General features: G+C 62.8%; 13 protein-coding genes. 7 read left to right on the top strand and 6 right to left on the bottom strand.

Annotated elements, in window-relative coordinates; genetic code table 11:
- The first annotated feature begins 69 nt into the window (after positions 1-69).
- The 4 genes from VDQ28_RS16865 to VDQ28_RS16880 all read left to right on the top strand — a co-directional run bounded on the left by VDQ28_RS16865 (position 70) and on the right by VDQ28_RS16880 (position 3,846).
- Positions 70-534: a tripartite tricarboxylate transporter TctB family protein gene (locus VDQ28_RS16865; RefSeq protein WP_323037034.1), complete on the top strand. Its 465-nt coding sequence runs from the start codon at positions 70-72 to the stop codon at positions 532-534.
- A 1-nt stretch (position 535) separates the two neighbouring features.
- Complete coding sequence (locus tag VDQ28_RS16870; protein WP_323037035.1) at positions 536-2,041, top strand: tripartite tricarboxylate transporter permease; 1,506 nt, start codon at positions 536-538, stop codon at positions 2,039-2,041.
- Between the two features lie 308 nt (positions 2,042-2,349).
- Complete coding sequence (locus VDQ28_RS16875) at positions 2,350-2,769, top strand: cupin domain-containing protein (protein WP_323037036.1); 420 nt, start codon at positions 2,350-2,352, stop codon at positions 2,767-2,769.
- Positions 2,770-2,874: 105 nt separating this feature from the next.
- A complete protein-coding gene (locus VDQ28_RS16880; RefSeq protein WP_323037037.1) occupies positions 2,875-3,846 on the top strand; it encodes a helix-turn-helix transcriptional regulator in 972 nt (323 codons plus the stop codon).
- Positions 3,847-3,876: 30 nt separating this feature from the next.
- Here the strand turns inward: VDQ28_RS16880 and VDQ28_RS16885 are convergent, their stop codons facing one another.
- Genes VDQ28_RS16885 through VDQ28_RS16910 form a run of 6 tightly spaced genes read right to left on the bottom strand, consistent with a single transcriptional unit; the run spans position 3,877 to position 10,582 of the window.
- On the bottom strand, positions 3,877-4,677 hold the full coding sequence (locus VDQ28_RS16885; protein WP_323037038.1) for an ATP-binding cassette domain-containing protein: 801 nt from the start codon (positions 4,675-4,677) through the stop codon (positions 3,877-3,879).
- On the bottom strand, positions 4,670-5,542 hold the full coding sequence (locus tag VDQ28_RS16890) for an ABC transporter ATP-binding protein (protein WP_323037039.1): 873 nt from the start codon (positions 5,540-5,542) through the stop codon (positions 4,670-4,672). The genes VDQ28_RS16885 and VDQ28_RS16890 overlap by 8 nt, the downstream gene beginning before the upstream one ends.
- A complete protein-coding gene (locus VDQ28_RS16895) occupies positions 5,539-6,390 on the bottom strand; it encodes an ABC transporter permease (protein ID WP_323037040.1) in 852 nt (283 codons plus the stop codon). The genes VDQ28_RS16890 and VDQ28_RS16895 overlap by 4 nt, the downstream gene beginning before the upstream one ends.
- Positions 6,383-7,390 carry an ABC transporter permease gene (locus VDQ28_RS16900; RefSeq protein WP_323037041.1) on the bottom strand — a complete coding sequence of 336 codons (1,008 nt, stop codon included), beginning with the start codon at positions 7,388-7,390 and terminating at the stop codon, positions 6,383-6,385. Before VDQ28_RS16900 ends, VDQ28_RS16895 begins: the two co-directional genes overlap by 8 nt.
- 52 nt (positions 7,391-7,442) lie before the next feature.
- Positions 7,443-8,966 (bottom strand): ABC transporter substrate-binding protein, encoded by a 1,524-nt coding sequence (locus VDQ28_RS16905; protein ID WP_323037042.1) that lies wholly within the window; start codon positions 8,964-8,966, stop codon positions 7,443-7,445.
- Between the two features lie 44 nt (positions 8,967-9,010).
- A complete protein-coding gene (locus VDQ28_RS16910) occupies positions 9,011-10,582 on the bottom strand; it encodes an NAD(P)/FAD-dependent oxidoreductase (RefSeq protein ID WP_323037043.1) in 1,572 nt (523 codons plus the stop codon).
- 118 nt (positions 10,583-10,700) lie between these two features.
- On the opposite strand from VDQ28_RS16910, the gene VDQ28_RS16915 reads away from it, so the two are divergent.
- Genes VDQ28_RS16915 through VDQ28_RS16925 form a run of 3 tightly spaced genes read left to right on the top strand, consistent with a single transcriptional unit; the run spans position 10,701 to position 13,550 of the window.
- On the top strand, positions 10,701-11,492 hold the full coding sequence (locus tag VDQ28_RS16915) for a cyclase family protein (protein ID WP_323037044.1): 792 nt from the start codon (positions 10,701-10,703) through the stop codon (positions 11,490-11,492).
- Positions 11,443-13,059: an NAD(P)/FAD-dependent oxidoreductase gene (locus VDQ28_RS16920; RefSeq protein ID WP_323037045.1), complete on the top strand. Its 1,617-nt coding sequence runs from the start codon at positions 11,443-11,445 to the stop codon at positions 13,057-13,059. Before VDQ28_RS16915 ends, VDQ28_RS16920 begins: the two co-directional genes overlap by 50 nt.
- Positions 13,056-13,550, top strand: a complete 495-nt coding sequence (locus VDQ28_RS16925; protein ID WP_323037046.1) for a MarR family transcriptional regulator — start codon at positions 13,056-13,058, stop codon at positions 13,548-13,550. The genes VDQ28_RS16920 and VDQ28_RS16925 overlap by 4 nt, the downstream gene beginning before the upstream one ends.
- Positions 13,551-13,552: the final 2 nt, after the last annotated feature.

A 13,552-nucleotide genomic window follows, 5' to 3' on the forward strand; every position in this document is an offset into this window, starting at 1 on the left:
CCGGCTCACTTCTGCGTGGAAATCTACACCCAACAAGACCATTTCCAGCGCCCAACACAGGATTCGCCCATGCCGAGCCGTTTTCATCTCGCGCCCACTCACGCAGTCCTCATGGCGCTGGTTCTGGCGGCCAGCGGCTTTATCGTCTGGAGCGCGACGTCCGCGTCAACCCGGCTCACCAACCTGATCGTGGTGGTGCCGGTGGGCGCTGTGCTGGTCCTTGCCATGGCGACAATCCTGTTTTCCGCCTGGCGCAAACCGACCCATGCCAAGCGCGCATCAAGCGCAGATATCGGCGCCGCAACCCCGATCTGGGGCGATGTGATCCTGCTGGCGGGGTTCGCCGTGTTCTGCCTTGCCATGACACGAGTCGGGTTCGATATCGCGACCTTCTTTTTCGTCTGGGCCGGGGTGACGATGAGTGGCGGCAAAGGCCTGTGGCAACCACCCCTGTTTGCACTGATTTTCACCCTGTTGATCACCTATGGATTTGGGTCGCTGTTCCCCTATCCCCTGCCAACACTGGTGCTGTGACATGATTGACCAAATCGCCTTTTCCGCAGCGCTCGACATGCTGTTCACCGGATTTTCGCCGTGGCTGTGGGTCATCCCCGGCCTGTTGATCGGCCTGATTTTCGGCTCCATCCCCGGCTTGCAGATCTCGATGGCGATGGCGTTGTTTTTGCCGGTCACCTTCGGGATGGAATTCCTGCAAGCGATGCTGTTCCTGACCGCAATCTTTACCGGCGGGGCGTATGGCGGTGGGGTGACGGCAATCCTGATGAACATACCCGGTTCCTCCTCGGCCATTGCCACGGCCTTTGACGGCTACCCCATGGCGCGGGCAGGCAAGCATAACGAGGCACTGGGGCTGGGCCTCGCGGCCTCGGTGATCGGAACCTTTGTCGGCTACGCCCTGCTTTTGGTGCTCATTCAGCCGCTGGCATCCTTTGTTCTCAAGATCGGGCCGCTGGAAATGGTGATGGTCGTCCTTTGGGGCCTGACCCTGATCGCCACGCTCAACGACGGCAGCATTGCGCGCGGCCTGCTGGCCGGGTTCTTTGGCCTGATGCTCAGTCAGATCGGGTTTTCCACCACCGGCGTTCTGCGCACGACCATCGGCAATCCCTATCTGATGGACGGCATTCCCGTGGTGCCGGCGATGATCGGCATTTTCGCCGCCGCCGAACTGCTGCGCCTACGCGGGTCCTCGTTTCTGGTCGAGGATGACTCCCTGCGCAATATCTCGATCCCCGCCATTCTGCGGGGCGTGCGCCAGACATTCCACTATCCGGCCGCCTTGCTGAAGGGCAGCATCATCGGTGCCATCATCGGCGCGATCCCGGGCGTGGGCTCGTCGGTTGCCAATCTGGTCTCGTATGGCGAAGCCAAGCGCAGTTCAAAGACACCCGAGGCCTTTGGCAAAGGTGCGCCCGAGGGCGTGATCGCCGCCGAATCCGCCAACTCCAGCTCCGAGGGCGGGTCGATGACGGCGCTTCTGGCGCTTGGCATCCCGGGTGGCGCGGCGACGGCGGTGTTGCTGGCGGCCTTCTCGTTCCACAACCTCGTCGGCGGCCCGTCGTTCATCCGCAACGAGACGGACCTCGTCTATGCGATCATCGTCGGCAATCTGGGTCAGGTGGTCTTGCTGGCGGTCATTGGCCTCTTGACCCTGCGCTTGTTGGGCATGGTGGTGCGTGTGCCGCTGTCCTATCTGATCCCCAGCGTTCTGGCGCTCTGCGCCTGGGGCGGCTATGGCATCACCGGCACCATCGCCGGGCCTGTGACGGTGGCCGTGTTTGCGGGTCTTGGTTGGCTGATGCGGCGGCACGACTATCCCGTTGCCGCGACGGTGATCGGCCTCTTGCTGGGCAAGATGCTCGAGGGTGAGATGGTCCGCACGTTGCAAATCTCGAACAACAACCCGCTGGCCTATCTGTTCGAGCGGCCGATCGCGATTGTTTTCATGATCCTGCTTCTGGCGATCGTGATCGTGCTCCCGCTCGCGCGGCACTACCGCACGCGCAAAACTCTCGTCTGACGGGGCCAGGATGCACGCGCGATTTCGCTGAAACCGGCTGTACGCGTTTCAAATCATCGCGGGTTTTTCAAGGGAATCGCCACACCCACGCGCGGCACATGACGTCGCAAATCAAGCGCCCGGGGACAAGAACGAGCAAGCCCGGTGGCGTGAGTGCCCTGTCAGGAGCGTTGCGTTTCCAGACACAGGATCTTCGCATCGGAAATCTGAAAGCAATATGTACCAATACCCCCTACCCTTGCACGAAGTCGGGTGTGCCACCGGTCCCGGTGACAGCACTACGGCCATATAAACAGGGAGAGACGTTCATGACCAAACACGGTGGGGATACGATCAAATGTGACGCACTGCCTTGGCTGCCATTGGCCCCCAAGGTTTTCATCAAGGTGATCAAGACGGTGCCCGAAACCGGCGCGTTCAGCGTGATGATCCGCGCCGAGGCCGGTGGCGTTCTGCCGCGCCACAAGCATCTGGATGCCGCCGAGATCTATATCTTCAAGGGCGCGGGCAAACATCCTCAGACCGGTGCCTTCGAGCCCGGCGACTATGTGTCCGAAACCAAGGACGCGATCCATGATCCGTTGCATTTCAAGGAAGACACCGAGCTGCTGATGATCTCGCAGGGGCCGTCGGCCTTCATTGATGACAAGGATCAGACGCTGTATATGATGGATGTCGCCATGCTGCAAAACCTTGCGGCCAGCGCCGGGCAACCGCGCCCGAGCTGACACCATGCCAAACGGCGGTGAGGGGTGAGCGCGTAGCCTTGCAGGGGTCAGAAGTCGCTTGCTTTCGGGCAACAGTGGCTCTTAGATCGTCCCGGGAGGACGCCCATGAACGCCATGCCTCACCGCCGCCCTGACGGTGGATTTATGGAGTATCTGCACACCGGAAAGCTGCCCTGCCAAAAATCCGACATGCGTCGGATTGGCAAGGCTGGGGCCACGATGGCCATTGTGCACCATGCGCCGACGCATGGCATCGAATATCCGCCGGTCGATGATCTGATCGTCAGTGTCATTCTGAATTCCGCGCAGGCGCCGGCAGTGCGCGACATCGGTGACGGCGCGCAGCACTTTCTGGATGAGGCCGGGAAAGTGGTGATCACGCCACCGGGCCGCGCCAGTTTCTGGCAGTTCGAGAGCGCGCCGACGGTGCTGCATCTCAGCGTCTCGCAGGATCGGCTCCGGTATCTGGCAGGCGATGACTGGCACAGACATTCCCAAGCCTTGCAACGTCTTGCGCAACAGCCAGACAGCATTCCGCTGGTGGGTCGCTCGGCAGCGAAACTCTGGACGCTTGGCACGGCCAGCCCCGGCGCGCCTCAGTCGGCGGCGGCAGATCAGGAATTGGACCGGCTTCTCACAGTGCTGCTGGATTGGCCAGAGCGTGGCACCGGCACTGCAAACCCCGGGGCGGGTCTCTCGGCGCGGCGTCTGCAATCGGTGATGGGACCAATGCGCGAGGCCGAACCCGATCTGTCGGTGCATGATCTGGCGATCCTCGCCGGGTTGTCAGCCGATCATTTCTGCCGCGCCTTCCGCGCCAGCACCGGATTCACCCCGCACCAGATGCTCACCCATGGCCGCATCGAAAAGGCCAAACTCAGGTTGCAAGAGCCCGGTGTGTCAATGACCACCATCGCGATGGACCTCGGGTTTTCCTCGTCGGCGCATTTTTCAAGCCGGTTCCGGCAACTGACCGGGTTTTCCCCCAGCGAGTGGCGGGAGTTCTTTGCTCCGTCGCCCAAGACCTGTGAACAACCGCGCGGGCCAGTACAGCCCAGACCCGAAAGCCGGCATTGAGCGGAACGTTGGTGCGCTGCGTCTACCGCCTTACACCCACACCTGATCCGGGTCCGGCAAGGGGATCGCGTCCAGAAGCTCGCGGGTGTAGTCGGCCTTTGGCGCGTTGAACAACGCGTCGGTGTCGCGGTGCTCGACAATCAAACCCTGGTGCAACACCATGACCCGCGTGCACAAGCGCCGGATCACGCTGAGGTCGTGGCTGATGAAAGCCAGCGTCAGCCCCAGATCGCGCACCAGATCCGACAGCAGTGCCAAGACCTGCGCCTGCGATGACACATCAAGCCCCGAGACGATCTCATCGGCCAGAATGAATTCGGGCTCGATGGCGATGGCGCGGGCGATGCCGACCCGCTGGCGTTGGCCGCCCGACAACTCATGCGGGTAGCGATCGCGAAAACGGCGCGACAGGCCGACCTGATCGAGGGCGGCATCAACACGCTCGGAAATACGGTCAAACCCGTGCAGTTTCAGCGGCCCGGCGATGATTCCGCCGACTTTGCGGCGCGGGTTGAGCGATGACATCGGGTCTTGAAAAATCATCTGAAAGCGGCGGCGCAGCGGGCGAATGGCGTCCTCGTTCAGATGCGAGATGTCTTGCCCATCGAACAGAACCTGCCCGCCCGTGGGTTCCAGCAACCGCACCAGCACGCGCCCCAGCGTCGATTTCCCCGAGCCAGAGCCGCCAACGATGCCCAGCACCTCGCCCTTGCCAATGGTGAACGACAGCCCGTGCAGAATGTCGATCATCGGGGCAGACCCGAACGCGGGCTTGCGCGTCATGTCGGGCAGCGACAGACGCAGGTCGGTGACAGCATAGAGATCAGTCATGGCGCCACGCCTTTTCGGCTTTTTCAACTTCAGCGCGGACGGCCGTGATCACCCCCTCGGGGACCGGATTCAGCCCGGCGGTGGGGTCGGTGTATTTCGGCGTCGCCGCCAGCAGCGCCCTGGAATACGGGTGCGCGGGCGCGCGGAAAAAGTCGCGCACGGCGGCGTTTTCGATCACCTGGCCCGCATACAGCACAGACAAGCTGCCGCAGACCTTGGACACCACGCCCAGATCATGCGTGACAAACAAGATCGCCGTGCCGTGACGCGCCTGCATTCCGGCAATCAGGCGCAGGATCTGCTTTTGCACCGTCACGTCCAGCGCCGTTGTCGGCTCATCCGCGACAATCAGCTTGGGTTCGGCGGCAAAGGCCGAGGCAATCAGCACCCGTTGGCGCATGCCGCCTGACAACTCATGCGGATAATTGCGCATCACCCGCGCCGCGTCCGGGATATGCACCTCGGCCAGCAGATCGAGGGCGCGGGCCTGCGCATCGGCGCGGCTCCAGCCCAGAATATCCACCAGCCGATCGGTGATCTGCGGCCCGATCCGGCGCGAGGGGTTCAACGCGGTCAAGGGATCTTGCGGGATCAGCGCCGCCGTGGCCCCGATCCGGCGGCGGCGCTCAGCGGGTTTCAGGCGCAACAGGTCCACGCCGTCCAGCCAGATTTCGCCCTCGACCACCTCGATCGCGCGCGGCAGGATGCCCAGAACCGCCTTGCCGATCATCGACTTGCCAGCACCACTTTCCCCCACAAGGCCGCGCACGTCGCCGGCTGCGACATCCAGCGACACGGATCGCAGGATGCGTGCGCCGCCATTGACGACCGCCGAAAGGTTGCGGATCGACAAAAACGCGCTCATCGCAGCACCGGATCAAAGCGGTCCTTCAGCCCTTCGCCCAATTGGCTGAAGCTGAGGACGGTCAGGAACAGCGTGATCAGCGGGAACACCAGCACCCACCACGCCTGATGAACCGACAGCCGCCCCTCCGAGATCATGCCGCCCCAGGTTGGCATATCGGTCGAGATCGACAGGTTCACAAAGCTCAAAATCGCCTCGACGATCACGGCAATCCCCATTTCCAAGGTCAACAGCACGACGATTGTGGGCAACACATTGGGCAGGATTTCCGAGATCATCGTGCCCAGCCGCCGTTGCCCGGCGACCTGCGCCGAGGCGACGTAATCCATCGCGCCCTGCCCCATCGCCTCGGCGCGCACCACGCGGGCGAAGCGGGTCCAGTCGATGACGATGATCGCCACGATCACCGACAGCAGCCCCGGCCCCATCACCGCAATCAACAGGATCGCGAACAGAACCGGCGGAAAGGCCATCCAGATATCCACCAGCCTTGAGATGATCAGATCGGGCCAGCCGCGGAAATAGCCGGCGATCAAGCCCAGCGTCGCGCCGATCAGCGCGGTGGCCGACCCGGCGATAACGGCGACGATCAGCGCGATCTGCGCGCCGTACAGGATACGGCTGAGCACATCGCGGCCCAGACTGTCGGTGCCCAGCCAATAGCCCGGCTCGGCGCCCTCCATCCAGAACGGCGGCAGCCTTGAGGTGAACAGGTCTTGCTCCAGCGGATTGTGCGGCGCGATCCACTGCGCGAACAGCGCCGAGATCAGCAGCACCGACAACCATCCGGCGGATAACCACAGCCGCAGACCGAGGCGGCGTTTGACCGTGCTGCGCGCGTCAAGCATTGCGCAACCTCGGGTTCAACACGGTGTAAAGCATGTCCACGCACAGGTTGACCACGGTGAACAGCACGGCAAACAGGATCACAATGCCCTGGATCAACGGCAGGTCACGGTTGATCACCGCGTCAATCGCCATATTGCCCAGCCCTTCATAGGAAAACAGGCGCTCGATGATCACGGTTCCGCCGATCAGAAAGGTGAATTGCACGCCGATCAGCGTCAGGGTTGGCAAGATCGCGTTGGGCAAAGCCTCACGCACGATCACGTGGTTCTCGCCGTACCCCTTGGTGCGCGACAGCGTGACATAGTCCAAATGCATGGTTTCCTTGAGGCTCTGTTTCAGCAATTGGCCGATGATCGCCCCCAGCGGAATGGCCAGCGCCAAGGCAGGCATGAACATATGGCTGACGATATCGACCCACAGATCGAACCGGAGCCGGAACACGCTTTCGAACAGGTAGAAATTGGTGGTGAACGGCAGGTCCAACTGCGGCGAGATCCGCCCCGAGATGTGGAACACCGGCCACAGCACGCCGAACAGCAGCACCAGCACCAATCCCCAGAGGAAATCAGGCACCGACAGCGCCATGCCGTTGGTGACGTCAATCGCCCCCTCGGTGCGTGTGCCGCGCAGCCGCGTGCCGGTCAGCGCCAACACGCCGCCCATGAACACCGCGATCACCAGCGCCATGATCGACAGCTCCAGCGTGGCGGGCAAGCGGCCCAGCACCAGCGCCAGCACCGGCTGGCGGCTCTGGATCGAGGTGCCGAAATCGCCCTGAAGCACGTTCCACAGCCAGATGCCGTATTGCTCGGCAATCGAGCGGTCAAAGCCGTAGAGGGCGCGCAACCGGTCGATATCGGCCTCGGTCGCGCCTGGCGGCAGCATCATGGCGATGGGGTTGCCGGGCACCACCCGGATCACGACAAACACGATCACCGAGACGCCGAAAAGCGTGATCAGCGTGGTCAGCAGCCGTGTGAATATCTTGGAGAGGCGCATATGATGGGTCCGGGTCCGGCCACGAGACACCTCGTGGCCGGAACCCTGTGCCTTAGGCGCGCGTCATCAGATGCGGCAACAGCGCACCCGAGGCATGGGGCACCACGTTTACGCCACTGCTGTGCAAGATCGGCTGCACATATTGCAGGATCGGCAGCACATAGGCGTGCTCGGCGATATACCGGCTCACGTCCTTCCAGCCTTGAATGCGAACCGCTTCATCGGCCTCGCCCCACAATGGCGCGATACGCTCGATCAGGTCAGGGCTGTCCCAGACCGAATGCGGCGAGGGGCCGAACATGGCAAAGCCGGTCGAGGTGGTCGGGTCGCCCACCGAGTTGCCCCAGTTGTAGAACGCCGCCGGGGCCAGTTCATCCGCCGCGCGCAATTCATAATGGCGCGCGACCTCGTAAACCTCGATCTCGGCCTCGATGCCGACCCGACGCCACATGCCGACGATGGCCTGAATCGTCTCGTAATCCTTGGGCTTGTAGCCGCGCGTGGTCTGGATGGTGAAGCGCACCGGATTGTCGGTCGAATAGCCCGACGCCGCCAGCAATTCGCGGGCCAGATCCGGATCATAGGCGACCTCGATGGTCGGATCATAGGCCAGGTATTCCGGCGTCTCCAGCGTGTTCAACGCAACGCCATAGCCCGACAGCAGCCGGTCGATGATCAGTTGCTTGTCCACCGCATGAACGGCGGCCTTGCGCACGTTCTCGTCCAGCATCACGTCGATATCATTGAAAAAGATCATCGCGATGTCGGAAATCGGCGTCGCCACCCCGGCCAGACCGGCCCGGACCCTGAGGCGGTCATATTCCTCATAGGGCACTTCGAGCGTGACGTGGCTGTTGCCCGATTCCACCTCGGCCACGCGGCTGGCGGCGTCGGTGACAAAGCGGATGGTGACGGTCTCGAACTCGGGCACGCCGTTCCAGTAGTTGGGGTTCGCCTTGAGGCGCACAAAGGCGTTGCGCTCGTAGCTGTCGACCATATAGGGGCCGGTGCCGATTGGCGCTTCCTCGAACCCGGCGGCGCCGACGCGCTCATAGTAATCCTTGGGCAACACATAGCCGGTCAGGAAATACATCCATTTGAAGATCGTCGGGTCGAATTGCGTCACATCGGCAATGACCCGGTTCCCCTCGACCCGGTGATTGGCCAGCGTACCCCAGACGAACTGGATCGGGCTGCCGGTTGCCGGATCGGCGACGCGGGCCAGCGACCAGCGCACATCCTCGGCGGTGAAATCCGAACCGTCATGCCATTTGACGCCTTCGCGCACGTCCATCCAGACCTGCGTGCGGTCCTCGTTCCAGCCCCAATCGGTCAGCAAGCCGGGCGCGGGCGTCAGGTCCGGCTGTTGCAGGATGAACTGGTCGAACACCGACTGATAGAGCCCCTGAATCGTCGGGTTCACGGCGGAGGGGCCGACGGTGGGGTCCCAGCTGGGAAGGTTGACGTTATAGGCGATGATCAGCTCGTCAATGGCCTGCGCAAACACCGGTTTGGCGACGGTCAGAGCGACCGAGGCGACGGACATTTGCAACATCGTTCTGCGTGAAAGTTTCATGGATGTCTCCCGGTTGGTTGAGTGTTGTTCTTGTTATTGCCGAACTATTTTCCGGCCAGTTTGCGCGCCAGATGAAACCCGGCCCCCGCGCCGGTTCCTGCACCGGGCCAGACGGCTGCGCCGGTCAGGTGCAGGTTGCCAAGTGGCGTCGAGCCATCCGCATGGCCGCGCGCCGGTCGAAACAGAAAGTTCTGCGCCAGATGGTGACTGCCGCAGACCTGATCTCCGCCGACCAGATTGGGGTTCTGCGCCTCCATCTGCATCGGCGACACCACGCTTCGCGCCAAGATTTTGGCCCGGATACCCGGTGCGTAGCGCTCAAGAATATCCAACGCGCGCTCGGCCATCGGCTCGGCGGCGTCGGCCCAGTCGGTCGCGGTGATCTGTCCGGCCGCATCGCCCTTGATCGTGCCGGGCACCATGCGCACCTGCAACCAGAGCACATGCTTGCCCTCAGGCGCGCGGGACGGGTCGAACACGGTTGGCTGGCCCACGACAATCGCCGGTTCATCGGGCAGCAAACCCGCCTTGGCCTGCGTATAGGTGCGCGCCATTTGGTCAAGCGAGGGCGCGAGATGCACATAGGCAAAGCCCTTGAGCGCCTCATCCGCCGCCCAATCCGGCAGGCTGTCCAGCGCCAGGTGGATCATCAGCGTGCCGGGCGCGTGGTCGAACCCCTGCATCCGCGCGTCAAAATCGGCGTTTCCCGTGCCGCCCGTCAGGCGCGCCAAATGACGGGGCGCGACATTGGCAATCACCGCCTTGCGCGCCGTGATTTCGCGACCATCGGCCAGTCGAATACCGCTGGCTTTGCCGCCATTGTGCAGGATCTGCGTGACCTCGGCATTGCATTCCAGATGCGCGCCGCGTGCCTCGAGATCGGCGGCCATCGCCGTGATGATGGTATCCGCGCCGCCCTTGCCAATCACCATGCCGAAGGCCTGCGCGGCCATCCCCTCAAGATAGGGAAATACCGCGCCGCCAGCGATGTCGGGCGCGAAATCGAGGTGCAGGCCCCAAGCGCCAAGCGTGGCGTGAAGATGCGCCGAGCGGAAGGTTCTGGTCAGCCAGGCGCGTGGCGAGCTGAGCAGAAACTGCGCCAGATCCATCGACCCGGCGACCCCCTTTTTGCGCCAGATCCGGAACAGCGTGGCCGCCATTGCATGATTTCGCATGGGACTGCCAAGCAATCCAAAGATCGACTCGGCGTCTTCCGGGAAGGCTTTGACAAGCGCGGCCCAGGTGTCGGCGTCTTCTGAAGAAAAACTGCGAATACGGTCGGCGGTTGCCGCAGGATCGGTGCAAATTCCCAGCCATCGGCCATCTGGAAACGCGCTGGCAAAGGGTTTGGCGACGGGAACAAAGTCGAGACCATGTTTGGTCAAACCGTCCCCATAGCCTTTAAAAAAGGCCGAACCAGCAAATAGAGACAGGTTCATGGCGGCCCAGTCATGGCGAAATCCCGGCAAGGTCAGCGCCGCGGTGCGCACCGCACCGCCGGGCTGCGGCGCTTGCTCGAACAGGCCGACCGACCAGCCTTTTGCCGCGAGGTGAACCGCGCAAGCAAGGCTGTTGTGCCCGGCACCAATGATCACTGCGTCAAATGCGTGTGGCACTTTTCGTTCCCCTACCCTCGCAAAATACTTGCATACACATTTATTTCAGTCCAGCATAATTTTAGGCTTAAAATACATTGGCCGGATGACATCGGCCAAACACACGGGGAGACTTGCCATGACGTCAACACAAACCCTTCAGTCACTCGGCGCGATGCTGCTTTCAGGCGATATCGAGGTCATCGATTGCTCTGGCGTGCTGGGACCGGAAACGCCAATCCTGCAGCTTCCGGCCGATTTCGCGAAGCCGACACCCAAGGTCGAGATCCACAAGATCTCGGAATATGATCAGGATGGGCCGTTTTTCGCCTGGAACTGGCTGGTGCTGGGCGAGCATACCGGCACCCATTTCGACGCCCCCCACCACTGGATCACCGGCAAGGATTATCCCGATGGCTACGTCGACACGCTGAACATCCAGCGCGTCGTTGCCCCGGTGAACGTGATCGACGTGTCCAAGGAATCAGCCGCAGACCCCGATTTCCTGCTGACCGCAGAGCATGTGCAGGCCTGGGAGGACAAGCACGGCGCGATCAACAAGGGCGAATGGGTGGTCATGCGCTCTGACTGGGACAGCCGCGTCAATGACGAGGCGCAATTCCTGAACGCCAATGAGACGGGGCCACATTCGCCCGGACCGACGCCGGAATGCGTGGAATATCTGTTGAGCAAGGGCATCGTCGGCTGGGGAACCCAGTGCATCGGCACGGATGCAGGGGCGGCGGGCGGCATGACACCGCCCTATCCAGCACACAACCTTCTGCACCGCGACAACTGCTTTGGCCTCGCGTCACTGGCAAACCTCGACAAATTGCCCGCCAAGGGCGCGATCCTGATAGCGGCACCGTTGAAGATCAAGAATGGCACCGGCTCGCCGATCCGGGCGCTGGCGCTCGTGCCGAAGCGCTGACGCAATGGCGGTCGATCACGTCATCATCGGATCAGGGATCAACGCGCTGGTCGCGGCGGCCATGCTGTCGCGCAAAGGCAAGCGCGTGTTGGTGCTCGAGCGCGCGCCGGTTCTGGGCGGCTGCCTGCGCACCGACGAAATCACCCTGCCCGGCTTTCAGCATGACGTGATGGCCGCCACCTTTGTCCTGTTCCTGACCTCTCCCGCCCATGCCGAACTGGGTGCCGATCTGGCGCAGCACGGGCTGGAGTTCTGCCATACCGCCCATCCGACGGCGGTTTTGCGTCCGGACGGCTCGGCGTTGGTGCTGACAACGGACCGGGCGGCAAATGTGGCCGCCTTCAACGCGCTTGCCTCTGGTGACGGAGATCGCCACGCGGCGGATGTCGGCGGTATCGAGGCCGACGCGCCCTTCCTGTTCGGACTTTTGGGCGGCAAGCTGTGGTCCTGGCCGACGTTGAAAATGCTGATCGGGCAAGCGCGCAAACGCGGTGTTGCCGGGTTGGCCGGATGGTTCGGCGGCGCGCTGACGCCAGCGCGGGGCTGGCTGGAGACAACTTATCAAAGCCCGATGATTCAGGCGCTTTGGGCACCGTGGGTGCTGCATACGGGGCTGACACCCGAAAGCACCTATTCGGGGCAAATGGGCAAGGTGATTGCCTTTGCGCTCGAGGCGGCGGGAGCACCGGTGGTCAAGGGGGGGGCTGGCGCGGCGGTGCAGGCCTTTCGCAGCCTCATCGAGGCAAATGGCGGCACGCTCCGCACCGATGCCGATGTCGCGCGCATTCTGGTCGAGAATGGCGCGGTCAGGGGCGTACGCCTGAGCAGCGGCGAGGAGATTTCCGCGCGTTCCGTGCTGGCCTCGGTGACACCGGGTCAGCTTTATGGCCGCCTGCTTGGCGACACGTCGCCAACGCAAGACAAGGCCGCAGCGCCGACCTTCCGCCACGGTCGCGGGAATTTCCAACTGCATTATGCGCTCAATTCGGTGCCGGAATGGTTAACGCCCGGCCTTCAGGACGTGGCCCTGATCCATCTGGCCGACGGGATCGACTCGGTGTCGAAATCCGCGAATGAAGCCGAGCGCGGCATGTTCCCGGAAACCCCCACGATCTGCGTGGGCCAACCACACCGCATGGACCTGTCACGCGCGCCCAAGGGCAAGGCTGTTTTGTGGCTGCAAATCCCCGATGCGCCCCGTGTCATCAAGGGCGACGCCGCCGGACAGATCGCGGGCCGTGTCTGGGACGAGGCCACGCGCGAAGCCTTCGCCGACCGGATCGAGGGAATTTTGGCGCGCCATATCAAAGGTTTCGACAAGATCAAACTGGCCCGTACCGCCGTGTCCCCGGCGGATCTGGAAGCGATGAACATCAACCTTGTGGGCGGCGATCCGTATGGTGGGGCGTGTTCAATCGACCAGTTCTTCTTGTGGCGGCCCTTTGATCATTCGGTCCGGGGCGTGTCCCCGGTGCGCGGCCTGCGCCATATCGGGGCCTCAACGCATCCCGGCCCCGGATTGGGTGGCGGATCGGGGTATCTGGCGGCAAAGGGGCTGGGGGCATGAACGATGTGAGGCCGATTTCCGAGGCGGTCACCAATGACCCGGAACCGCGTCTGGGCGAGATCGGGCTGAACAATTTTGCGCCCTATCTGATGAACCGCATCATGGGGCGCTATAACCTGTCGCTTCGCTCTGAAATGGCCGCGTTGGGCCTGAGCACGCCGAAAATGCGCGCGCTGGCGGTGCTGACCATGATTGACGGGCTGCAAATCAAGCAACTGGCCGTTTATGCCGTGGTCGAGCAATCCACCCTGAGCCGCGCGTTGGACGCTTTGACCACCGAGGGGCTGGTGCGCCGCGCGCCTGACCCGGATGACAGCCGCGCCACGCGCATTTATATCACCGACGCCGGCCGCGCCGCCTTCGAGCGCCTTTGGCCGCATATGGCGAAGATCTACGCCAAAATGTTCAAGGGCATCGACGCGGCGGAAAAACGCGCCTTTGTCAGCACCTTGCAAACCATCCTTGCCAATATCCGCAAGCACGATTTCTGAAG

Origin of the sequence: Pararhodobacter sp., assembly GCF_034676545.1 — a bacterium.
GTDB lineage: Bacteria > Pseudomonadota > Alphaproteobacteria > Rhodobacterales > Rhodobacteraceae > Pararhodobacter.